Here is a 23,048-nt window from a genome sequence, read left to right as displayed (position 1 = left end):
CTTTCCTATAGGTGCTACGAAAGTATTTCAGATCTGGTTAGCGAATAGAATCTTCCGTCTACCATACGTATGCCGAGATCGACACAATATTTACACCCTTCCATTACTCCGTAGAGAATCCAATTGCTTGCTCGATAGTTGATGTCATAATCTGTATAGCTGTCTAGCCCGTCATTTTTAATTTCAGTCCGGTACGTTACATCATACAGACGCAGAACTAGCGGCAACTCATGGAATGGAATGGAAAATTCTTGCTCAATCTCTTGCTGGTATTCCTCCGTCACAAGCCAAGAGGCTAAAATCGATTGGGGGTCTTTCCAGGCAATACGTATACTCGGGCCGTCTGTATCTGTTGATGACCGCGTGGCTTTTGTCTTCATTCGCTTTCATCTTTCCTTTCTTACATTACATAATAGTAATTACTTCTAACCATTATATCATCAGGTAGCTAATTTTGAAAACGGCGGAAGAGCATTTTATCTCCCTACTGTAAAGGAATTCTCTCCCACAACGATCATGTTTGCATCCTTTTCTTTTTTCATTGTTAGCTGTACTTTATACGTACCGTTCTTTTTTAACTTTGTAGAGACAAAGGGTTGGGAGAAGAAGAATCCGCCATCCCGTACAGAGTAGGATTTCTCCTTGCTGCTATCCACCACATTGCCATCCGGACCGATAATGTTGACTTTGACGCTCATATCCTTAGCATCAATGATATTATCTACCTCTACATATACTCCAAAGTTACGCGGAATGTTTTTTTCCAAAAAACCTGTTACGGGATTAGTCAGCACAATATCATTATTTTTGTTTTGCTGAACTCCTTCAAGTACCATAATATTGACGTTCGGCTTATCGATAAACAGTTTACCTGTCTCTCTATCATAAGTAGCAAAGCCACCAAGGCTAGTAATCAATTCTTGCGTCATATCAAGTGTTGAAGCCGTAACCTCTATTTTAGTATTGCGCTCTCCATTGAAATATGTACGTATGCTGGTATCTCCCCATGCAGTTGTAGCTGTAGCTGCAACAATGACAGTTGCAAGTCCTGCTATCCATTTCTTTTTCATCACAATTCCTCCATCAATCATAATATATAGAAAGCCGAAGCTATACTTGTATGCTTTCAGATCAAAAGGATATTTGTTCCTTTTTGTTTTCTCTATATCTTAGACGCATTATTTCTTAAATAGTTGTGGTTAAAAAAGAACTTTTTTACCTTCATCCACAGTATCCACAGTATGTTCTCAAATTTTATACACAAGTGGATAATAGTGATATGATGCTAATTCTGATATAAAAGCTTCCTTTTCTCATTAATGACTTAGATTAGATTGTGGATAACCAACCGGATATTTGTACATATAGCAAAAGACGACCCACAGGTCGTCTTTGGTTGCTTTTTAGTTGTTTTCATTTGACATGATCTTTTCATATTGGCGAAAGAAACGGGTAATGATTTCGATTGCATTCTCGATGGCTTGTTCGTTTGGTTCTAGCTTAGCATGGTGCAAGCCATAAGGAGTGTCTACACCTAGCCAAAATAAAAAGCCAGGGATCTCGGCCAAAAAGTATCCGAAATCTTCACCAGTCATCGCTTCGGTGCACCGAACCAATGTAACATCATCCTGAAGATCCAACCAGCTCATAAATCGTTTGGACAGCTCTGGATCATTATACACCTGACAGTACATGGCACCATAATCAATTGTTGCTTCACAATCGAAGCCTGTTTCTATCCCTTGGACGATCGCTTCAATCCGCTGTTTAATCTTACGCATCGAATCCTGAGACAGCGTACGAATCGTTCCTTCTAGTCGAGCTACCTCGGCGATAATATTTTGCTTTGTACCGCCTTCTATTTTACCGACCGTAATTACTCCAGCATCTAACGGATTTACATTCCGAGCAACAATCGTCTGTAATTGGGTCACAAGCTGTGCCGCTACAACTACCATATCATTGGCGAGATGCGGATAAGCTGCATGCCCTCCCTTCCCCTTCACCTCAATAAATAATTCTGAAGTGTTGGCAAAGAAAACTCCTTCTTTCATTGCAATGGTTCCGACTGGATATTCTGGTGCGATATGCAGAGCAAAGATAGCATCGGGCTGATAGCAACGAAATTCAGGGCTGGCTAGCATTGGTTCCGCACCGCCTGGTCCCTCTTCTGCTGGTTGAAAAACAAACAATAAATCGTCTACAGCAGGACTTTTGGCAAACTCGCTTAGGATGCCAAGCCCTATAGCCATGTGTAGATCATGTCCGCATGCATGCATATAGCCCTGATGTTGGGAACGAAAATCATAGCTGGTCTCCTCTTCAATCGGCAGTCCATCCATGTCAGCACGCCAAGCTAGCATTCGCTTTGGAGATGTCCCGTTTACTTTAACTAGCACACCTGTTTTCCAAGTTGTTACCTCAAGATGCTCCTGAGGTAACTGGGCAATAAATGAAAGCAAAAACTGCTGCGTTTTAAACTCGGCAAAACCAGGCTCCGGGATCTTGTGTAACTCACGGCGAATAGCTACAAAAGGGGATGTCATTTACATAACCTCTCCCTTCACGCGGGCCGCCTGCTCTAACACGTCGCGGAAACACACCATAAAGCGATCGATCTCCTCGCTGGTTAGGGTGAGCGGAGGCAATAGTCGAATAATTGTTTTCTGCGTAACATCAATTAAAAAGCCGGCCTCTAGCATCCCTTGTTGGATATGACTAACCTCTTCTGGAGCTAGCTTCGTCTGAATGCCGAGCATCATGCCTTTGCCTCGAATATCAGATAGAAGTTGTGGATATTCATCAACTAAATGAGCTATACGAGCCCACAAATACTCTGCTTGCTTTTTCCCCTCTTCAAGCAATCCATCTACCAGCAGAGCTTCCATAACCGCATTGCCCAATGCTGCACTTAATGGAGAGGGGGCAAATGTTGTCCCATGGTCTCCAGGCTTGAAAAGATTGGCCAGTTTTTCTCCAGCGATCACCCCACCTAGCGGTAATCCACCGCCGACACCCTTGGCAAATAAGATAAGATCAGGTTCCACAGTCGTATGCTGGTAGGCAAACAGTTTACCAGTTCGTCCCATACCTGTTTGAATTTCATCCATAGCAAATAGCACGTCATGTTCTTTACACAGAGCAAAAGCTGTTTGCAAAAAGCTCTCGGAAAGCGGAATAACTCCACCCGATCCAAGAACTGGCTCCATTAATAAGCAAACAGGTGAGTACGTCGTAATAATCTCTTCCAATCCTTCTATATCACCAGGAGCTACCTCATATACAGGAAATGCCGGCAACGGGTAGTCCTGATAAACATGAGCTTGTCTTGTTAGCTTGACAGCTCCAAGCGTCCTGCCGTGGAAGCTATTTTTTAGCACAACAATCCCAGCATTCTCTCTTCCGGTCATTTTTGCCCATTTATGCACAAGCTTGATCGCAGCTTCTGTTGCTTCAGCTCCTGAGTTACTGAAGAAAACTTTTCCCGGAATCGTATGCTTAACTAACTGCTCTGCCAATGTGATGGCTGGCTTGTTCAAAAAAATGTTGGAGATGTGCAAGAATTTCTCTCCCTGTTCTACAAGAGCTTCTACAATTTTGGGATGAGAGTGGCCCAGAACAGAGACAGCCAGACCAGTAAACAAATCAAGATAAGCTTTTCCCTCTGTATCAAGTAAATAATTGCCCTCTCCCTTTTCAATTGCAATCGGCAATCGTTTGTAGGTGGACATCAAATAGGTTTCATCTTTTTGTAGCCAATCCGTCATGGGAAGACGCCCCTTTTATTCAGCTCAATCTATGACTAGCTGATATGATATATACCTTACAGTTTTTTACATACTTATAACTGACGCAGTTCTTGCATAATCTCTGTTTTGGACTTGGTTTTTGCATCAATTTCTTTTAGGATTCTTGCCGGTGTCCCAGCCACTACTACGTTCGCAGGAACATCCTGTGTTACAACAGCTCCCGCAGCAACCACTGAGCCTTTACCAATCCGTACACCCTCTAAAATAACAGCATTTGCTCCAACCAATACATCATCCTCAATAATTACAGGTGTGGCAGAAGGCGGCTCAATGACCCCTGCTATGACAGCTCCTGCTCCGATGTGGCAATTATTGCCAACCGTGCCGCGTCCGCCAATAATAACGCCCATATCGATCATAGTACCTTCTCCAATAGAAGCACCGATATTAATTACCGCACCCATCATAATTACTGCATTATTTCCAATGTGTACTTGATCACGAATGATAGCACCTGGCTCAATACGCGCTTGAATTTCTTTTGTGTCTAGCATCGGGATCGCAGAATTGCGACGATCGCTCTCTACCACATAGTCCTCAATGCTGTCCTTATTGGCTTCAAGCACAGGCTGTACGTCCTTCCATTCGCCAAACAATACACCTACATTGCCTATGATAAAGGTTTTTGTATTTTGGCCAAAATCAATTCCTTCTAAATTTCCCTTTACATGCACCTTCACAGGCGTCTTCTTCTCGCTCTTTTGAATAAAGCTGATAATTTCGTGGGCATTCATCATGTTCATCGAGTGTTTCCTCCTACCAATTTGGTTTATGTAATCGCTATTGCAAAATTACTGTTTTGAAAAAAGAATAACCCCTTGATAAGCAAAAAAGCAATGAGTGGATCGCCTACTCATTGCTGGTTCTACCTTGGCAACTCATAAATAGCGCTCCACGAAAGGCACACCTTTCATGACAGGACGTACGTTATTCACGTACACCCCAGCCGTAGATTGCCGGTCAGCAACGACTTCGGCGCATTGACCTTTTATCCTGTCCTCATCGTCCCGGCGATGTAAAGCAAACAGGATGACTCATCCGCTGCGCACCTCTATTTTGGATTATTCCTATGTAATTTTCACTTCACTTTATCAGATAAACCCTTACCTGACAACCGCTTTGTACAAATGGATTTTTTAAGCAAATCGGTATAAAAGAAAAATCGAAACGGGTACGATCACAAAAGCCGTAGCTACAATCCCAACCCAACTGATCCATTGCTTAGATCGTTCACCAATTAATAAATGAACGAAGCTAAAATAGATGGGAAAAACGCCTGTACCAAAAGCAACTAATAAAAATAAAGTGCTAAATTGTTCTCCTCGGTAAAACTTTAATCCATAGAGGAGCCAGACAAACCAAACAGCTAATAACACAAGGCCAATAAGATATGGTTTACGCATGGACGCTCTCCTTTTAAAAAAATTGACAGCTTCGAAGCCTTTCCATTTATTTATAACATACAATTCAGGAAATTTAAAAATTACATAAGTAAAAAAGCACCCCTTCAGAGGAGCGCTTCAACCATTTTGTAGTTTACATATTCTGATTACTTTTTGCCTTTTTCTGCTGTGAGTGAGGAGTCTCCTTCATAAAGCTCGTATCGTAATCAACCCATACATGCTCCTCATCGTGCTTTGTTGTATCCTTCATAATTCCTTTATACAAGTAGTAGAACAAGATGAAAGAGAAGACTAAGACCCCTATGATCGGATACATAGCAATGCCGATTTCCATGGTTTTATATCCCCTTTCCAAATCATTACCAATATTATACTTTATTTAACAGAACATTCAAATGACTTTAGACACATTTTAGACATATTTTACTTCACAATAAAAAGCTCTCGCTACCAATATCGCGAGAGCTTCGACAAAGTTATTCCAAATCCCCTGGAAACTCCTTCATAACAGAGCTTTTCCAAACGATTTCACCTTGTTTATTGACATAACAAAAGCTATATCCTTGTTCGTCATGTGTTACCTCATAAGCCAAACCGTTATGAAATACACCGCCCGATTCAAACTGAGGCTTAATTACCATTTTTCCTTGCTTGTTGATAAATCCATATTTGCCATTCACCTTAACAGAAGCAAGTCCCTCGGAAAAAGGCAATGTACGTTCATAAGTAGGTGGAAGTAAAAACTCACCTTTTTTGTTAATATAGCTGGCTTTAAAATCCCCATCCACAGCAACCATCACATCGGCTACTCCTTCTGAAAAGCTTCCAGGCTCAAAGCCCTCTGGTTTCACTACCTCCTGACCCTGCTTGTTGATGAGACTATATCCCCTTTCCTCACCCGCATAGACTAGGGCCAGCCCTTCTTGAAATGGATTCGCAATTTGATAAGTAAAAGGAATGATGACCTTTCCTGTTTGATCAAGATAACCTGCTTTTCCATCCTTATAGGCTACAGTGGTACCTTCTTGAAAACCCCAGACAATCTCATATTCTGGTTGAATCACGATTTGTCCACTCTTATTGATAAAACCATATTTATGATTTTCACCTATAGCAGCTAGACCATTTTGAAAGCTACGAGCAAATTGGAACTTGGCTGGGATCACCATCTTATTTTCTTTATTGATAAAACCAAAGCGATCCCCTGCTTTAACAGCAGCTACTCCTTCTGAGAACGAATCTGCTTCCTCATACTGAGGAGGGATTACAAAAGAGCCATGCTGGTTGATAAACCCGTATTTCCCATCCTTCTTAGCAACGGCAAGCCCTTCATGAAACTCGCCAACCACTTCAAATTGGGGAGCGATGACTACCTTTCCCGTTGCATCAATAAAGCCATGCTTATCTTGATCCTGTATAGAATATAGGCGAACTTCTTGTTTATCCTCGACTGAAACAGATTCTTCTGTACCGGCGGATTTGGATGTTTGTGTGCCTTGGTTACCAGCGCCTTTGGTCTCCTCGGACACCTGGGCTACATATACCGGTTTCTCAGCCGCCTGCAAAAAATGATGTGAACCTGCTGCATGTATGAATGGTAGACAAAGAACTGCTGCAATACCTGTTTTTGTCCATTTTGAGATGTTCATTACTCTCCACCTGCTTCCTCGAATTTCATATCGTTATTGAAGAAGAGACACGTCAATTTACTAAGCTACTTGCTATGTATTCTTTCCATAAAAATAAGTGCTACCTATAAAAAGCTGTCTCGGGCTTTTGTGCTCGTCTTTTAGGCTTTCCTGTTTACTTATTTATTAGACGTACTTAGATGCCAAAACGTTTTCATCTTTTTTTTACCAATTTCTCTTACATCTTACCTTTATACAGTAACCCTACCCTTACTATTTAAATCAAAGCTCGATATTGGTAAAAAACAAAAAAACACTGGAATAGCTCCAGTGCTCAATCGTTATGCTTGTATGCGCCGTAAAAATTGTTGCGTTCGTTCGTTTTTTGTATGCTCAAAGACTTCCTCAGGAGTCCCCTGTTCCAAAATGACACCGCCATCCATAAAGAGGATACGATCGGCTACATCTCGTGCGAAATTCATTTCATGGGTAACGATCACCATTGTCATTCCTTCTTCTGCTAGCTGTTTCATAACCTTCAATACCTCACCAACTAATTCCGGGTCTAGTGCAGAGGTTGGTTCATCAAACAGTAGAACTGTTGGATCTAGTGCCATCGCACGGGCAATACCTACCCGCTGCTGTTGTCCCCCAGATAGCTGATGGGGATACATGTTCATTCGATCAGCAAGACCCACTTTTGTAAGCATTTCCTCCGCTCTCGCCTTGGCTTCTTCCTTCGAACGTTTTTTTACAATAACTTGTCCTTCCATGACATTCTCTAGGGCTGTCATATGCGGGAAAAGATTATAGCTTTGAAAAACCATACCTGATTGCTTACGAATAGGAAGCAAATCCTTTTCCTTCATTTTAGTAGCAGGTGTAAAGTCAAGACGTTGATCTCCTATTTGCATGCTTCCCAATGTAGGTATTTCCAAAAGATTCATGCATCTAAGCAATGTAGTTTTTCCAGAGCCTGAGGGGCCTATGATGACGACAGCCTCTCCTTTTTTAATCGTTACAGATATATCCTTTAAAACATCAATTTGTTGAAAGCTTTTATGAAGTCCTTTTATCTCAATCATGATGCTTCTCTCCTCCTACCTAGCCATACGGCGTTCCAGACGATGTTCCACACGGCTTTGCAATGCTGATAATATCGTACTGAAAAACAGATAGATAATCGCGACCTCACAATAGAGCACCAAGGGTTCGTATGTCATCGCAGTAATCTGTTGCGATATCTGAAACATCTCTGTCACTGTAATAGTAGCGGCTAGAGAGGTATCTTTCACTAGACTAATAAACGAATTACCAAGCGGCGGTATCGCCACACGTAGAGCTTGAGGAAGAATAATTCGGCGTCTTGCCTGATTTTTGGTCATCCCAATTGTATAAGCCGCTTCCCACTGCCCCTTAGGCACTGATTGAATAGCTGCACGGATCACTTCGGAGTTATACGCTCCCACACTTAAAGAAAAACCAATAATGGCAGCCGGAAATGGATCAATGGTAACACCTAGCTTCGGTAGGCCATAGAAAATAATAAATAATTGCACTAATAATGGAGTACCTCTGATAACCCATACATAAAAGCTGGAAATTCCATACAACAATTTATTCGTTGATAAACGAGCAATCGATGTAAAAAAAGCAAGTATTAATCCAATGATAAAAGAAACTAGCGTAAGAGGTATCGTGAACAAAATTCCCGCCTTTAACAGCGGGAAAAATGAATCCACGATAATACCGATAATACGATCAGATTGTTCCACTTCCATTCAGTCCTATCTGTATTATTTGGAGACGTCTGCACCAAAATATTTCTCGGATATTTTCAAATAAGCACCATCAGCCTTCATCTCTTTTAACGCTTTATTTACTGCTTCAATCAGTTCAGGATGTTTGCCTTTTGCAAACATCATTCCATTTTCAGTAGCGTTAGGATGTTCGGCTGCAATTTTTATTTTCACATCAGGCTTTTGTTTCTTAAAGTCGAGGAAAGATAGACCATCGTTAACAGTTGCATCTACTCGCTTGGACAATAAAAGCTCAATAGCCTGATTAAATCCTTCCGATTGTACAATTTCAGCCCCATTCTCTCGTGCTAGGTCTGTTAAATTACTTGTGAGAGTTTGAGCTGATTTTTTTCCTTTTAAATCTGCAAAAGTCTTGATTTCATTATTATCCTCATTAACAATTAACACCGCTTTTGACACAATGTATGGGTCGGAGAAATCAAATTTTTCTTTCCGATCTGGTCGTATGCCCACCTCATTTACAACCATTTCAAAGCGATTTGCTTCTAGTCCTGCAATCATGCCATCCCATTTGCTTTCAATAAATTCAGGTTCTACACCGAGACGTTTTGCAACCTCACGAGCGATTTCCACATCAAAGCCTGTTAGCTGTCCTGTAGAATCATGGTAAGTGAAGGGTGCGTAAGTGCCTTCTGTACCAATGCGAATCTTCCCAGCCGTTTTGATCGCTTCCAAGGAGTTTTTCGCTGTTGTGTTTCCTCCTTGCCCGCCTGTGGCTCCCTGATTAGATGACCCACAACCAGCTACAAATAGAGAGAGCGCTAGAATAGAAACAAGTGCAGTAGAGTACCAAGCTTTCTTCATTTGTTAAACCCCCAGTTATCTTATCGGATTTTACCCCTTTGAAAATCATAGTAACATTTTAACGCCTTGTCAATAATGAGTAAAGCAAATTTTTGTATGAAATGTATTTATCATTATTTTGATTCATTCTGTGATCCAAGATGTGTTACCACTAGGTTTTGTCTTTTTCCGTATAGGTATGTAAGTAGCCCCGTACATACCGTGAAAATACTCATTAGGATAAGAAAGGAGGAAACCCCAATAAAATCCAGACTTGCTGATGTAAGAAGCATAGCGACCTGAATAATAATCCGGTCTAGTATTTCTTTAAAACTAAAAAATCGTCCTTGGACCATTTCGGGCAGCCTTTTTTGAAACACGGTTGTTACCATCGGAATTATAAAGCCTAGAGTAAAACCGAACAATCCAAATGAAAGTAGCACCATCACTGGACTTGTACTAAATGACATTCCCCATTCTGCAATTCCGATGACCACTACAAGTAAGGAGGATACTCTTACTAAGTTTACTTGACTTACCAATTTTTGTACAAAAATCCCTGCAAGAAGTACACTTGCTCCTTCTATCGCATAGATATATCCCATAATCGTCGAGGAATCCTGAAGTTTTCCAAAGGCTAAAACCAATATATTAAATCCGCCTAAGAAGAGTGTCACTACCCCAGTGCTAATCAGCCCAACGGTTACCGATGGCTCTTTTTTCATTATTTCGAAAACTTCTATAAATTTCAATTTTTCTGTTTGTTTACGTTTATGGTGTGACTGCGGAATTCGAACAAATAGCACAATCATTACTAGTATCAGAAAGCCGATAAACGCCCCCATAGTAACCGCCTGCATCGTAAACACTGTTAACAGTAGCCCCCCGACGGCTGTACCCGCAATTCTAGCCATGGTAGCAATGTTCATATACAGTGTGTTTGCAGAGAGGAGATTAGCCTCCCCAACCAATGCCGGCAAGCCTGCCCGTACGGTTGGCAAATACATGGAACCAGCTACTTGATTCACAATTAACGAAGCAACTAGCCAGCCAATGGAGGTGTAACTAATAGCAAAATACATAAAAACAGGGGCCAAACACCTCAAACAGGAGGAAGCAATCAAAATCTTTTGCTTATCATACAGATCAATCATTTTCCCGACAGTTGGTAAAAATAGAATGCTAGCAAGCATCCCTGTCATGAGTAACAGGCCAGTTCCCAAATTGGTTTTCATTATCTGTGACATAAACTGTAGATTTAGCAACAGACAGACCCACATGGTAATTCCAGCTACAATTTCTCCTGACATTAATAACAGAAATGACTTGTTCTTGTGAATAGGTTGAATGGTAACCAGCTCCGTTATGTACATTTTGTATATTAACTTAATTGTAGTGATCTGAGCTTGTTTTGCAATGACCGATTTTTTTCAATTTTATTTCACAAATAAAAAAGCCCTCTTCACAGTCGCAAAGAGTGGCCTTTCTTCCCATATAAAACCCCTACGATTTATCAAAGAAAAATTACCGAATCCGAACAGCTGTTCCAGAAGCAACAACCATCAGCATACCGTTACCGATCGTTTCAAAATCTAAATGAATACCGATAACTGCATTCGCACCTATTTGAGCAGCCTTATCCTTCATCTCGTTAATGGCAATCGCTCTTCCTTCTGCTAGCTTGTTTTCATAGGCACCGCTTCGTCCGCCTATAATGTCTCGGACCCCTGCCATGAAATCTCGAACAATGTTAGCAGCCATAATTGCTTCGCCTGTTACAATATCAAGATACTCCTCGACATCTCTACCCTGAACAGTATGTGTTGTGGTTATTAGCATGTTGTCCTCCTTAAGCTGTTAGATATCTTGTCTTAACAAGTATTACGTTTCATAGTGGCTGGAGGTTTCAAATTTGTTTTTATAGACAATCTCTTTTAGCTGGAATCACAATGGTTTCTGTAGCATTTTGAACCTCTACAATAATGGGTTTTACATCTGAGCTGCCACATATCGGGCACCTTTGTTTTTCATAAAAAATACTGCAGCAATGAATGCAAGTAAATTTCATCTGTCACTCCTCCTCCCAGTACGCTGTATTATACGCTCTCTTCCTTAAAAAAACTGTCTATTTTTGTAAAACACACGTAATAAAATATTTTATCGCAAGGCTCTTTCTCTTATGTATGAACGAGGCAAGGTACTTTGTGCATGGACAAAGTACCTTTGATCGCTGAAACCAAAAGATAATCATTTCTTTTTGAGCTTTTTTACGCTTTCCAGCGCTCGCAATAAAAAATCGGGCACAGGCAGACCCAGCCGATGACAGTTTTCGATTATAGAAATCCCTTCATTCCCAATCATAAATAAAATGATTGTATCTCGTAAAAACCCTTGATTACTTCCACTAATTAAATCCAATTGGTTGGCTATAATGATAAAAGCAAACATACCAACCTTTTTAGCTATTCCTCGAAACCCTTCCTGGCTACTAAGCGACCTGGTATACCAAGCAGCAAGTACACCCGTTATATAATCGACAACGATAAAAATGCAAAATGCCGTAAACAGCTTATCTATGCCACCCACTAAATAGGTGAAAATGGCAATTACGGCCCCAGTCCAAACGAGATGAGAGCTGTCTTCCCCCGAGTACATCATATTTCTAGCTACCTCCTCCTGCCTGTTGGCTAGGTATAAACCGAGGTACCTTTCTTTTCTTATGCTATATCTTTCCCTTATATTCCAATAACCATCGTTCTACCAAGTGATGTAGGTTTTTTTGTCGATTCAATAGAACACGTTCAACCTGCTGTTTTTGCGTCAGACTTAATAAAGAACCTGGAATCCGTCTTACTGTTTGTTTTATAACCACAGGTGATAGTCGTTGAATCTTTTGAATAAACGGCTTTACTTGACTGTATTCTTGGATATAGTGGGTAAGACCCCGCAAGTAGTGATGATTATATAGGGCAACATGTTCCCACAGCTTGGAATACCATGGAATTTTGCGAAAAGTAAAGGTTCCCAACAGAGACATACTATGATCAATAGCATAAAAATCATATGCTTTCTGAGTAGGGAATATTATGATGTTCTCATTATGGCGATCTACATTGACAATCCAAATATCAAAGACAAATAGCTCTATCAATCTTTCTGGGGATTGCAATTCGTTGATAGCCTTGGGCCCTTTTCGCCGATAAAACTCCTCCCAGCTAAAAAGACGGCCTTTTCTTTTTTTATGAGACACTATGCCCCTTTTCCCTTGAATTGTGACCACTTCGATCTTAGCTACTGAGATGCCTAGCTTGCGAGCAAGTCGATACGAAAGTAACTCCATAGCTAAAACAGGACCAAGCTTTTTTGCTGTACTACTATTCATATATTTAAAAAAACCAATTTGTCGGTTTCCTTCCCTTCCTTTTCTAACCTGCCAAACAGGGCCTAAAGGGCGGTCATATTTTTGAACAGGTACCCAGCTTATCCCTGGCTTTCTCATAGCCATGACTCCTCTATTTATTATTATTTTCCCCATGTAAGGTTTGACACGGCTTATTCTCTACGAAAGCATAATTGATTGACCATCCGATTGTGGAAACAAAAAGCCATCGGCTATAGCCAATGGCCCCTTGTTAAGTACACAAATTTACTTCTTATGACCTCTATGTCTTGCATGAACCACTAGGGTTTCGCCCGGATTTAAAATCACTGTTACATGGCGATGATGACATTTTTTACGGAACTTCTCATGATTCGTCCATACTGAACTACTAGAGTTTTCCCAATGCTTATCAGAATGACTTTCGTGATGATGGTGATGACGCTGTCTACACTTGCAATGTTTTTTACTCATAAAAACACCTCCTACTGTGATACTTTAGAATATGAGTAAAAGATAAGCATTGCTTGGACGATAGAAACAGTAGATATGACCAATTTATAACCTCTCCTAAAGCACCTGATTTTCTCTTTACCTCATGATGCATACAAAAAAGCTCAGTAACACACACTTATGATAAAGAAACGGTCTTAACCGAATCAGAATGATGAGGTGAAAAAAATGAATGGCATGGAATTAGTGGAATTCTTGCGAGAAACAGAAAATAAAATGATGCATATTCATAGAGCCATTGATCATATTAGCAATGAGCCTACATTAAAGGAATCCGTAGCCGTTCTAACAGAAGTTATCACCGACTACCAGTCACAAACGGATAAGGTGAAGTCAACTTTAAGACATATGGAGGTTAATTCCCATCAGGGGAAGTATCAAGACGAGGATGATAGCTAGGAATAATGATTTTTCCTTTTCCTTCAAAAAAAACAGCGCTTTTCTCTTTTTACGAGAAGCGCTGTTTTTCCACTCTTTATGTTTATGAAGGAATGGGAATCCCCAATCCTTCCAGCCGATTGGTTAGGTAGGTACGATTGCTTAGAATAATTGGATCTGTTGGTCGGTATGCTCGTGCCAATTCATTATGTTTGTAAGCCATCTCGAACTGTTCTAAGCGATCATAGCAAACACATAGTTGCAAATGCGGGAGCCAGGTCCAGCATGCTTCTTTACGGAATCCCCACGATTTAGGTTTAGGTAATGCAGTAGCGAGATCATACCAAAAAAGCGCCCTTTTCGGTTCATTTTTTTGTAACCAATAATATCCCAGCCGACAGCATGCCTCAGCTCGTGGCAAGCCATATTCCAAACTTTTTAATGCATACTTGATTTCTTCTTCTGGAAGCTGTAATCTCTCATAGCAGAAGCATAGATGCTCGAGTAACATCCCCAGTTCCTCTACTTGTGGTAATTCTTTATTCACAAACTTCTTATAAATCTCAATAGCCTCTTCATATCTTTCATGATCCTTTAATTCATTGGCATAATAATATTTGTCCCTCGGAGATAATAAAATCCCATCTGCTATCGCACTTTCGTACAATTGCAAATTTCTGTTATGATTTTTTTGCTCACGTGGACGATGGGTAACGGCAATATCAACTTCAAAACACCTAGCAAAGGAATACTCAATATATTCATGAACCATGCCTATCCAGGAATGCTTATGGGTTCGCTTTATAATTCTTTCACGAGAATAAGGAAGAATGACATTGCCAAATTCATCTTTACTAGTATGATAAGGCATGATGATTACATCAATACTCGGGTCAATTTTATGTTTGAAGAGCTGTAGTTTTTTCCGATCAATTTCCTCCAGTACATCATCTGCGTCCATCCACATAATGTAATCCATTGTAGCTTGCTGAAATGAAAAATTACGTGCTTTAGAAAAGTCATTCACCCATTTGAAGTGAAAAATCTTTTTGGTAAACGCCTTCGCTTCCTTAATCGTTTTGTCAGTGGAACCGGTATCCACAATAATAATTTCATCAACTGCCCCCAAGACAGAACGAAGACAACGGGCGATAGATTTTTCTTCATTTTTTACAATCATACATAGGCTGATCGTAGCCATACTTCACCCCCCTCTCTTAATTACAAGGGCTCGACATGCTTTTGCGGATCAAATGTACCCACCCGTTCCACGATAACGTTTGGATCATATCCCTGTGTCTCAAGCTGATGTATGCTCATAGGAAGTTGCCATTTTTCTATAAACCGCCTTGCGTTCTCCCAGGAATAGTCTCGGTACTTCACTCTATTTACTAAAAAGGAGGCATGGCCAAAGTGATAAATAAATACATCATTGGCAACCCATAGATTTTTCCCAAGCAGACGAGCGCGTAGACAAAAATCATCATCCTCATAGTTGGCTGGATGAAAGCGTTCATCCAATCCGCCAATTTGCTCAAGCAGACTTCGTCTAAATAATATGCAATGACCTACCAGCTTTCGACTATAGAAGCCTTGATTGGCATAACGTTTGGTCCAATCAATTGCAAACGAATCAACTGTAGCAAGCTCTACGGTTTCTTCTGTGCTAATTTGCTGTCCAGGCGATACATTATTGGAACGGGGTCCAACCATACCTACTGACGGATCCTTATTTAGCCAATTTATAAGTAATTGGCTCCACTGTGGAGTGACCAATGTATCATTATTTAGCATGACAATATACTCGCCCCGTGCTTCTCGAAATCCTTGATTATTGCCTGCTGCAAAACCACGATTTTCACTATTAGAGATAACGACTGCATGAGGAAGAGAATTCAGGTAGGCAACCGTCCCATCAGTAGAGCCATTATCAATAAAGATTAGCTCATAATCTTTTGTATGCTTTTTAATACTTTCCACACACATTTTAGTAAAAGCTAAGCCATTACGTGTCAAAATTACAATCGAGAGGTTAGGAGTCATAGCTCTCCTCCTTTTTAGCCATACAATCTAGGCGGTACGCATGCAATGCATCACGCCAATGCCGAAGAAGTTGAAAATCATGTAAACGAATAGCCATATGATCCATCACTGAATAGACGGGTCGGGGGGCAGGACGCGGAAAATCCTGCGTTGTTATTGGGACAACCTTTACTTTTTGCTGAAATTCGGCAAATATTGCCTCTGCAAATTCATACCACGAGCAACTCCCTTGATTGGAAGCATGGTAGATACCGTAACACTCGCTTTTAGCTAGCTGCATTAAAAATAGTGCCAAATCAACAGTATAGGTCGGAGAGCCAATTTGATCAGTGACAACTGAGACTTCTGTCTGTTTTTGTCCAAGCTGTATCATTGTCTTCACAAAGTTATGACCGCTTTTACCATATACCCAGGAAGTTCGAACAATAAAATGCTTGTGGCATAAGCATCTGGTCAATTCTTCCCCGGCTAGCTTACTTTTTCCATAGACACTTTGCGGATCAGGACGGTCAAATTCAACATAAGGCTCACTTCCCTTGCCAGAAAATACATAGTCTGAGCTAATGTACACCATTTTAGCACCTATCTCTTGCGCAGCAAGGGCTACATTACGGGTTCCCCACGCATTAACTGCATAGGCTCGATCAGGTTCGCTCTCAGCCTGATCCACATTGGTATAGGCTGCAGCATGAATAATAACATCAGGCTGATAAGCCTGCACCTGCTCTCTTACCTGATCTAATTGTGTAATATCTAATTCCTGTCGACTGTATCCCTTTACATGATCCATGCCCTGTGAGCATGCAACCAGATCTTGACCTAGTTGTCCCTGTGCCCCAGTGACCAGCACTTTCAAACTGCTCCCTCCCTTTTCCCTCATACGCTAATGGGTATGGTCTTGAATGGTATGACCATATTGTTGCTTATAATATTCGCGAAAAGCTCCTGATTTAGCTCGCTTCCACCATTGTTCGTTTTGCTGATACCAGCGAATCGTATTAGCAAGACCTTCTTCAAAAGTATGAATCGGCTCCCAGCCTAATTCTGTTCGAATTTTGGTGGAATCAATAGCATAGCGGCGATCGTGCTTCGGACGATCCTTACTAAACTGAAGCAAATTCTCTTCTCGATGTAACTCACGGAGCAATGTTTGAAGCAAACTCAGATTCGTCCATTCATTATTGCCGCCAATATTATATACTTCGCCAGGCTTGCCACTATGCATAACAAGATCAATAGCTCGGCAATGGTCCTCTACATGTAACCAATCGCGAACGTGTAGTCCATCGCCATAAACAGGAATGTTTTCATAAGCAATTGCATTGGTAATAGCGAGTGGTATTAATTTTTCTGGAAATTGATACGGTCCATAATTGTTAGAACACCGTGTGATATTTGTATACATATCATAGGTTTGATGATAGGAACGGACTAATAAATCAGCTGCTGCTTTGGAGGCGGCGTATGGGCTATTGGGGGCAAGCGGAGAATCTTCAGTAAACAATCCAGTCTCGTCTAATGAACCATACACCTCGTCGGTAGATACTTGAAGAAACTGTTTGATTTTATATCGTTTAGCAAATTCTAGAAGCACCTGCGTACCGGTAATATTTGTTTTTACAAAGTAGCTTGGGTCTGAAATGCTTCGATCAACATGCGATTCTGCTGCGAAATTAATAATAATATCAATTGGAGTCTCATCATCAGAATATAAAGCTTTTTCTCCTGACAGAAGTTTTTCGACCAATTTCTTGTCATAAATAGAGCCTCTCACAAACCGATAGTGCGGATGTTCCTCGATGTCCTGTAAATTCTCTAAATTACCGGCATATGTGAGATAATCCAAATTAATGATTTTATAATGGGGGTATTGATGCAGGAGATAATGAATGAAATTACTCCCAATAAATCCCGCTCCACCTGTCACCAATACTTTCATAAATGACTTCCTCCTTATTTAAATACCGTGGCCCAATTAAAATTAATTGTTTTATCATCATAGGCGATTCGATATTCATCCGGATCTTTGGGATCATAAGAATTGTTGGTTAAATAAGTAATGACGGCTGGCTGTTGCCCTAATACCCGATATCCATGTGCCACTCCTCGCGGGATGAACAAAGAGATTAAATGATTCTCACCCATATAATAAACGTCGGTCTTTCCTTTAGTCGGCGATTCGTCTCTTAGGTCATGCAAAACGACCTGAGCATTGCCGGCGGGGAAGAACCAGATATCATCCTGCTTTTTATGATAATGGAACGCTTTAATCACACCTGGATATGTCAAGGAGGCTGATAATTGGCCAAATTTTTCCAACAATAAGTCGTCATCACGCCATACCTCCATAAAATATCCCCGGTCATCCGCAAACTTTATTAGCTTTTTGACTTTTACGCCTTCAATCACGCTTTATCTCCTCCTCTCCCTATTTAGTCTTCTTCTAACTTATCCAGCTCTAAGGTGGCGGCTAGTTGGTTTGCGTGTAAAATCGAATGGTGGGTCCCTGCATCTGTCCACCATCCCTGAAGTACATCATATGTCATCTCATTTCGCTCAATATACGCATTATTCACATCAGTAATTTCTAATTCTCCGCGGGCAGAAGGCTGTAGGGTTTTAATAATGTCAAATACCTTCCAATCGTACATATATATACCTGTTACAGCAAAATGACTGTCTGGTTGGGACGGTTTTTCCGTGATGGAAACAATTTTTCCATCATCCAACTTCGGTACACCATAGCGCTCAGGATCAACAACCTGCTTTATCAGGATATTGGCTCCGTACCCACGCTCTTCAAACCTCTTTACATAGTTGGAAATATTATCAGAAAATACATTATCACCTAAGATAACCGTAATCAGCTCTCCATGTGCAAAATCTTCCGCCATTCCTAATGCTTGTGCAATTCCCTTGGGTTCATCCTGTACCTTATACGTGAATTGCATATTAAAATCTACTCCGCTTCCCAACAAATTTACTACATCTCCCATATGCTCACGGCTCGTGACAATTAATACCTCATGAATGTCCGCCTGTTTTAGCTTATGAATGGGGTGATAAATCATTGGATATTTTCCAATCGGTAACAAGTGTTTATTGGTAACCTTTGTTAAGGGATACAATCTAGAACCTGTTCCGCCGGCTAAAATAATTCCTTTCATGTATCGGCCTCCCTAAATCGTTTGACGTTCAGGTCAATCATGCATAGCACAGCTCAACATATCTGCACGATATGTTATTGTATGCTTACAGATAATATCCGCTCACGAAGTAAAGAAATCCCGCTTTAGCCCTGTCACGAAAGCTGCACCATCAAGGATTTCATTGGGGCATACTCTTCGTAGCTTCAAATAAAAGAGCAGTGATTTTTTCTTGGTAAGCACGCAATTCTAACGTATCATCTGACACCTGATCCGGATCAGTAACATAGAGTGCGCCATGAATAAACCGAAGTGTATTGACATAGGCCTTAACCAGCGTATCTTTTTCCTGTAAATATCCAAGGAATGGTGCTGCCTGTAAGACCAAATGTACCAAATCAATAGAGCCGCCAATGATGATATCATGTTGCTTGACTTGTTGAGCAGGATGCATGCGGAAATAGCTCAATGTATCCGTCATATAAACCCCTTTTCCATTTCGTAGCAATACGATCCAAGAGGCCATATCCACTGTGCACGTATATTTTCTATCTAATAAGGTTCCAAACGGTTCTGTTAAATATTTTTTTCGAAATAATACCGTTGTCGGCTCCCCAATGAAATTCCCCCATTGTAAACCAAGTAACATATTAATTAATTTATCACCATCTAGAATTGTATCCTGCAAGAAATCTGTTTGTGTTTCTGCGATATCTGGTTGAATGGCACCAGTCTCATTGATAATTGCCCGTTTAGAAGTGACCAAAGCGATCTCTTCTTGATGATCCATTTGAAAATAAACCATCATCCTACTAATTTTCTCTGAGTGAAATAGATCATCATCCATTAAAAAATTGATGTATTCCCCGCTTGCCAGTTCCAGTAGCTTTAGGTCATTTTCAAATTGCCCCAAATTTTGCGGATTTTTGTAATAGATAAGCTGTGGATGCTTCTCCAAATAAGGTTTTATTAGTTGCTCGGTTTCATCGTTCGTGCTGTCATCCCCTACGATAATCTCCAAATTGGAATAATTCTGAGCTAAGGCACTTTGCAATGCCAGTTCGAAGTAATGTGGTCTATTATAAGTAGGAATCAGAATACTTACCTTTGGGAGCTCCTTAGAATTATCTTTTGTCATAAGCTTTCCTCCTTTTCTAAACGCTTACCACCTTTACTAATGTATGAAATTGGGCAGAGACGGTTCTTTGTCAGGTAGAAGAAAAAGAATAGGAGAAGGGAAGAAAATTCTCTAGTGTCGATTTTTCTTTATGTGGAATATGGTAAGAGAAGGTATATCCTTGCTTAAAAACGTCATACCAATCAGCTTAGTATAATTCGGGAAGTAGTTAGCTATTAATCGGAAAAACACGCTTTTCCGTTAAAAAAGGAGAAATACGCAATGGAGAATAGACAGCTTTCTTTCGCGTTTATTAGTTGCGTGAACGACGAAGTCCTCTATAAAGAATGTTTAAATCACATTAGTCAACTATGGGTTCCCCCTGGATTCTCAGTGGAAATTATTTCGATTTATGATGCAGTTAGCATGACGGAAGGCTATAACAGGGCAATGCGACAAAGTAAAGCTAAATATAAAATTTATTTACATCAGGATACTTACATTATGAACACTAGGTTTTTAGTTGATTGCCTCAAGACTTTCATGGATAAAGAAGTTGGAATGTTTGGAGTAGCAGGTACTAACGATCTCCCTCCCTCAGGGGTTTGGTGGGAAGGCAGCAGGCCTTTCGGAAAGATAATGGCTTATATTAACTCCTTTGCTCACCACAACTTTGGAAATGTCCCCTATCCTTTTCAAGAAGTCACTAGTATTGATGGAGTCATGATGGTAACTCAATATGATATAGATTGGGACGAAAAGATAAACAACTTCCATTTTTACGATGTCTCTCAATCAATAGCTTTTCGTAAAGCAGGATATAAGGTTGTCATCCCTTATCAAGACGAAAGCTGGGTCCTCCATTACTGTTTCGACGACATTAATTTTGAGGAATACAATAAGACAAAATCTATTTTTCTCGACCATTATTCCTTTGAGGATTGGAAGGACTTTAATTCCCCTTCCTCTACAAATTAAGAAAAACATAAAGCATGATTATATCTACTCTTTTTCGGTCAAATCACCCTATACTTATGGAATAAAAAACATTTTTAATCATTTGATCTACAAAAAAGAACCCATCTCAGGGTTCTTTTTTTGATGTTTATATACATAAGTCTTACATACCGGAAGAAGCAATCACATAACGGATATACTTATCTCTTTCAGGTTCATTTTCATACACAACACCAAGTCCGTTTTCACTCGTTACCTTTTGGAAGGATAAGTTCAGGCTACTATCCTGTAAAAAATCCTCAATTGCTGTAAGCACCCCATTTTTTGGGCCATTTTCATATGCTGCATTGTATAAATTGTGATTTACTCCTCCTTCTTCCGCTAATTCGGACTGTCCCGGAATCATCCCTTTTAATGCATATGGCTTCAAATATTCGGCAGGGATCTGCTGTGGATTATAATACATATCACGACGACCGTATGGCCAATCTACATCATGGAAGAAAACGAGTGGAAATTTACCTGTTTTTTTGGAACGTTCCTCAATTGCTTTTAATTCAAAATAGACCGTATACCAATTATGATCACCGTCAATGAGTACCACGTCATATTCGGAAATCTGGGGTAATGCATCGTGACTAAGTAAACGAATCACTTCTAAATGTTTACCAAACGCCTTTTGAAAAGCATTTACATCAAACTTAGGTAGTGGATCTACAACATACACTTTTGCATCAAGCCATTTGCAATATTCCAGTATTCGTATGGTATTGAATCCGTAATCTGCACCAATTTCTACAATATTTTTTGGCTGTTCCTTTAGTAGTATAGGCCTAATAATTTTTTCCCAAAAACGATTCATTATTCCATCCCTCCTCTCAACAGAATATTCTTCAGATGCCATTTGATGAAAAATAATTAATATGAAGCAAGCATTTTTACATCTTAGAATTTTTTAAAAAAAATGACACTCTTCTATCTTTTCTTCATATAGATAAAGAGTAAATAAGCGTTTCAAGGAGGTTCATACATGCGTTTTTGCATAAAGCATTTTGTCCGGCTATGCTCAGAGGAACTCCCTCTCCTAGATCCCATCTATGAGTTTGGTTCCTTTCAAGTCCCTTCTCAAGAAATTTTTGCAGATCTTCGTCCCTTTTTCCCTGGTCGCACCTATATTGGATGCGATATGAGAGAAGGCCCTGGTGTAGATCAAATTTTGAATTTGCATAACATAGATTTACCTGATGAAACAGCAGGATCAGTACTCAGCTTGGATACATTTGAGCATGTGGAGTATCCGCGTAAGGCCATAGAAGAATGTTATCGTATCTTAAAACCTAATGGTGTCTGCGTTATCAGTTCTGTTCTTGATTTTCCAATTCATGATTATCCTTCCGACTATTGGAGATTTACACCAGAAGGATTCAAGAGCTTACTACAAGCTTTTGAGACCGTCATAGTGGAATCGTTGGGAAAACCAGAATTTCCTCATACTATAGTAGGAATAGGTGTAAAAGGACCCCTAGCTGAGGATATAAAGGAGCGTTTACTAGGAAAACTTAGTCACTGGAAACGAACCTCTGATATAACGTAACTGTATGGATATGCCTTTTGATTAAATATGCAAAAATGCGCCTGTTCGATTAGGAACAAGCGCATTTTAATATATTGATTTAATTATTTTTCTTTAGTAAGGTTGATTCCTTGAGCAATTCCTCACGAATTACTTGCTTTTGCCAGGCAATTTGCTCTTCTTTCTTTTTCGGACGTTCCATTACCGCTATTCTTCTCGTCATAAAGTTCCCTCCTTTTTTATTGCTTTCTCCTATTCACTTTACCCAATTTTCTGAGAATAACAACTCGATTGTTCTAATTTTCACATAAATGTAATAAGTATTTAATTTATTTGTTTCATTGCTACTTTTGTATCTTGTTAGATTTTCTAAATACGTTTATTATCATTTGTTGTCTTTTTTTATCAAAGGAAATATGAATCTCATACAAATAAAAAACGTCCTTTCCTAATCAAGAAAGAACGTTTAGCTTTATTCTTTGAAAACTAGATAATGAAA

Annotated in this window: 29 protein-coding genes and 1 riboswitch; of the genes, 3 read left to right on the top strand and 26 right to left on the bottom strand. The window is 40.0% G+C overall.

The features are described 5' to 3' along the window. Positions 1-14 precede the first annotated feature (14 nt). From AYJ08_RS04010 to AYJ08_RS23320, 17 genes are all read right to left on the bottom strand, one after another. Complete coding sequence (locus tag AYJ08_RS04010; protein ID WP_003345537.1) at positions 15-380, bottom strand: DUF4912 domain-containing protein; 366 nt, start codon at positions 378-380, stop codon at positions 15-17. A gap of 96 nt (positions 381-476) precedes the next feature. After that, positions 477-1,070: a hypothetical protein gene (locus AYJ08_RS04005; protein WP_003336617.1), complete on the bottom strand. Its 594-nt coding sequence runs from the start codon at positions 1,068-1,070 to the stop codon at positions 477-479. A 333-nt stretch (positions 1,071-1,403) separates the two neighbouring features. Then, positions 1,404-2,546, bottom strand: a complete 1,143-nt coding sequence (locus tag AYJ08_RS04000; protein ID WP_064016686.1) for an N-acetyldiaminopimelate deacetylase — start codon at positions 2,544-2,546, stop codon at positions 1,404-1,406. Continuing rightward, the gene (locus AYJ08_RS03995; RefSeq protein ID WP_064016685.1) at positions 2,547-3,767 is read right to left on the bottom strand and encodes an aspartate aminotransferase family protein; all 1,221 of its coding nucleotides are present in this window, start codon (positions 3,765-3,767) and stop codon (positions 2,547-2,549) included. Between the two features lie 74 nt (positions 3,768-3,841). Continuing rightward, a complete protein-coding gene (gene dapD / locus AYJ08_RS03990; protein WP_064016684.1) occupies positions 3,842-4,552 on the bottom strand; it encodes a 2,3,4,5-tetrahydropyridine-2,6-dicarboxylate N-acetyltransferase in 711 nt (236 codons plus the stop codon). A gap of 134 nt (positions 4,553-4,686) precedes the next feature. Then, a riboswitch (Lysine riboswitch) is annotated at positions 4,687-4,871 on the bottom strand. A gap of 74 nt (positions 4,872-4,945) precedes the next feature. Next, a complete protein-coding gene (locus AYJ08_RS03985; RefSeq protein WP_064016683.1) occupies positions 4,946-5,212 on the bottom strand; it encodes a hypothetical protein in 267 nt (88 codons plus the stop codon). A gap of 133 nt (positions 5,213-5,345) precedes the next feature. Then, entirely contained in the window at positions 5,346-5,546 is a 201-nt protein-coding gene (locus AYJ08_RS03980) for a hypothetical protein (RefSeq protein WP_003345545.1), read from the bottom strand. Positions 5,547-5,688: 142 nt separating this feature from the next. Next, positions 5,689-6,861, bottom strand: a complete 1,173-nt coding sequence (locus AYJ08_RS03975; protein WP_064016682.1) for a WG repeat-containing protein — start codon at positions 6,859-6,861, stop codon at positions 5,689-5,691. Positions 6,862-7,181: 320 nt separating this feature from the next. Next, positions 7,182-7,925 (bottom strand): amino acid ABC transporter ATP-binding protein, encoded by a 744-nt coding sequence (locus tag AYJ08_RS03970; protein WP_064016681.1) that lies wholly within the window; start codon positions 7,923-7,925, stop codon positions 7,182-7,184. Between the two features lie 15 nt (positions 7,926-7,940). Then, positions 7,941-8,621 (bottom strand): amino acid ABC transporter permease, encoded by a 681-nt coding sequence (locus AYJ08_RS03965; RefSeq protein ID WP_064016680.1) that lies wholly within the window; start codon positions 8,619-8,621, stop codon positions 7,941-7,943. 15 nt (positions 8,622-8,636) lie between these two features. After that, positions 8,637-9,464: an amino acid ABC transporter substrate-binding protein gene (locus tag AYJ08_RS03960; RefSeq protein WP_064016679.1), complete on the bottom strand. Its 828-nt coding sequence runs from the start codon at positions 9,462-9,464 to the stop codon at positions 8,637-8,639. Between the two features lie 113 nt (positions 9,465-9,577). Further along, a complete protein-coding gene (locus AYJ08_RS03955) occupies positions 9,578-10,816 on the bottom strand; it encodes an MFS transporter (protein WP_064016678.1) in 1,239 nt (412 codons plus the stop codon). Between the two features lie 151 nt (positions 10,817-10,967). Further along, the gene (locus AYJ08_RS03950) at positions 10,968-11,282 is read right to left on the bottom strand and encodes a YbjQ family protein (protein WP_003336605.1); all 315 of its coding nucleotides are present in this window, start codon (positions 11,280-11,282) and stop codon (positions 10,968-10,970) included. 79 nt (positions 11,283-11,361) lie between these two features. After that, positions 11,362-11,511, bottom strand: a complete 150-nt coding sequence (locus AYJ08_RS23815; protein WP_197490578.1) for a hypothetical protein — start codon at positions 11,509-11,511, stop codon at positions 11,362-11,364. A gap of 179 nt (positions 11,512-11,690) precedes the next feature. Further along, the gene (locus tag AYJ08_RS03945; RefSeq protein ID WP_003336602.1) at positions 11,691-12,101 is read right to left on the bottom strand and encodes a phage holin family protein; all 411 of its coding nucleotides are present in this window, start codon (positions 12,099-12,101) and stop codon (positions 11,691-11,693) included. A 64-nt stretch (positions 12,102-12,165) separates the two neighbouring features. Further along, entirely contained in the window at positions 12,166-12,942 is a 777-nt protein-coding gene (locus tag AYJ08_RS03940; protein WP_064016677.1) for a HipA family kinase, read from the bottom strand. A gap of 147 nt (positions 12,943-13,089) precedes the next feature. Continuing rightward, on the bottom strand, positions 13,090-13,296 hold the full coding sequence (locus AYJ08_RS23320; RefSeq protein WP_157452781.1) for a hypothetical protein: 207 nt from the start codon (positions 13,294-13,296) through the stop codon (positions 13,090-13,092). 207 nt (positions 13,297-13,503) lie between these two features. Between AYJ08_RS23320 and AYJ08_RS03935 the strand changes: the two genes are divergently transcribed. After that, positions 13,504-13,734, top strand: coding sequence for a hypothetical protein (locus tag AYJ08_RS03935; protein WP_064016676.1), 231 nt, complete (start codon positions 13,504-13,506; stop codon positions 13,732-13,734). An 82-nt stretch (positions 13,735-13,816) separates the two neighbouring features. On the opposite strand, the gene AYJ08_RS03930 is transcribed toward AYJ08_RS03935, so the two are convergent. The 7 genes from AYJ08_RS03930 to AYJ08_RS03900 form a co-directional block, all read right to left on the bottom strand. After that, positions 13,817-14,914, bottom strand: coding sequence for a tetratricopeptide repeat-containing glycosyltransferase family 2 protein (locus AYJ08_RS03930; protein WP_064016675.1), 1,098 nt, complete (start codon positions 14,912-14,914; stop codon positions 13,817-13,819). A gap of 20 nt (positions 14,915-14,934) precedes the next feature. Continuing rightward, a complete protein-coding gene (locus AYJ08_RS03925) occupies positions 14,935-15,756 on the bottom strand; it encodes a glycosyltransferase family 2 protein (RefSeq protein ID WP_064016674.1) in 822 nt (273 codons plus the stop codon). Next, a complete protein-coding gene (rfbD, locus tag AYJ08_RS03920) occupies positions 15,746-16,612 on the bottom strand; it encodes a dTDP-4-dehydrorhamnose reductase (RefSeq protein WP_064016673.1) in 867 nt (288 codons plus the stop codon). Before rfbD ends, AYJ08_RS03925 begins: the two co-directional genes overlap by 11 nt. A 27-nt stretch (positions 16,613-16,639) precedes the next feature. Beyond that, positions 16,640-17,695 carry a dTDP-glucose 4,6-dehydratase gene (rfbB, locus tag AYJ08_RS03915; protein ID WP_064016672.1) on the bottom strand — a complete coding sequence of 352 codons (1,056 nt, stop codon included), beginning with the start codon at positions 17,693-17,695 and terminating at the stop codon, positions 16,640-16,642. Positions 17,696-17,709: 14 nt separating this feature from the next. Then, entirely contained in the window at positions 17,710-18,165 is a 456-nt protein-coding gene (locus AYJ08_RS03910; RefSeq protein WP_064016671.1) for a dTDP-4-dehydrorhamnose 3,5-epimerase family protein, read from the bottom strand. A 23-nt stretch (positions 18,166-18,188) separates the two neighbouring features. Beyond that, a complete protein-coding gene (locus AYJ08_RS03905) occupies positions 18,189-18,923 on the bottom strand; it encodes a sugar phosphate nucleotidyltransferase (protein WP_064016670.1) in 735 nt (244 codons plus the stop codon). A gap of 160 nt (positions 18,924-19,083) precedes the next feature. Then, complete coding sequence (locus AYJ08_RS03900) at positions 19,084-20,040, bottom strand: glycosyltransferase family 2 protein (protein ID WP_064016669.1); 957 nt, start codon at positions 20,038-20,040, stop codon at positions 19,084-19,086. A gap of 261 nt (positions 20,041-20,301) precedes the next feature. Here AYJ08_RS03900 and AYJ08_RS03895 point away from each other — a divergent pair, with 261 nt between their 5' ends. Beyond that, positions 20,302-20,997: a glycosyltransferase family protein gene (locus AYJ08_RS03895; protein ID WP_064016668.1), complete on the top strand. Its 696-nt coding sequence runs from the start codon at positions 20,302-20,304 to the stop codon at positions 20,995-20,997. 142 nt (positions 20,998-21,139) lie between these two features. On the opposite strand, the gene AYJ08_RS03890 is transcribed toward AYJ08_RS03895, so the two are convergent. Further along, positions 21,140-21,838, bottom strand: coding sequence for a class I SAM-dependent methyltransferase (locus tag AYJ08_RS03890; RefSeq protein WP_064016667.1), 699 nt, complete (start codon positions 21,836-21,838; stop codon positions 21,140-21,142). A 168-nt stretch (positions 21,839-22,006) separates the two neighbouring features. On the opposite strand from AYJ08_RS03890, the gene AYJ08_RS03885 reads away from it, so the two are divergent. Continuing rightward, complete coding sequence (locus tag AYJ08_RS03885) at positions 22,007-22,570, top strand: class I SAM-dependent methyltransferase (protein ID WP_064016666.1); 564 nt, start codon at positions 22,007-22,009, stop codon at positions 22,568-22,570. A 79-nt stretch (positions 22,571-22,649) separates the two neighbouring features. Here the strand turns inward: AYJ08_RS03885 and AYJ08_RS24705 are convergent, their stop codons facing one another. Further along, the gene (locus AYJ08_RS24705; RefSeq protein WP_255365447.1) at positions 22,650-22,772 is read right to left on the bottom strand and encodes a hypothetical protein; all 123 of its coding nucleotides are present in this window, start codon (positions 22,770-22,772) and stop codon (positions 22,650-22,652) included. Positions 22,773-23,048: the final 276 nt, after the last annotated feature.

It is taken from the genome of Brevibacillus sp. SKDU10, from assembly GCF_001645205.1.
GTDB classification, from domain to species: domain Bacteria; phylum Bacillota; class Bacilli; order Brevibacillales; family Brevibacillaceae; genus Brevibacillus_B; species Brevibacillus_B halotolerans.
Note: the sequence above shows the minus strand (reverse complement) of the source record. Positions and strands in the feature narration are given on the sequence as shown.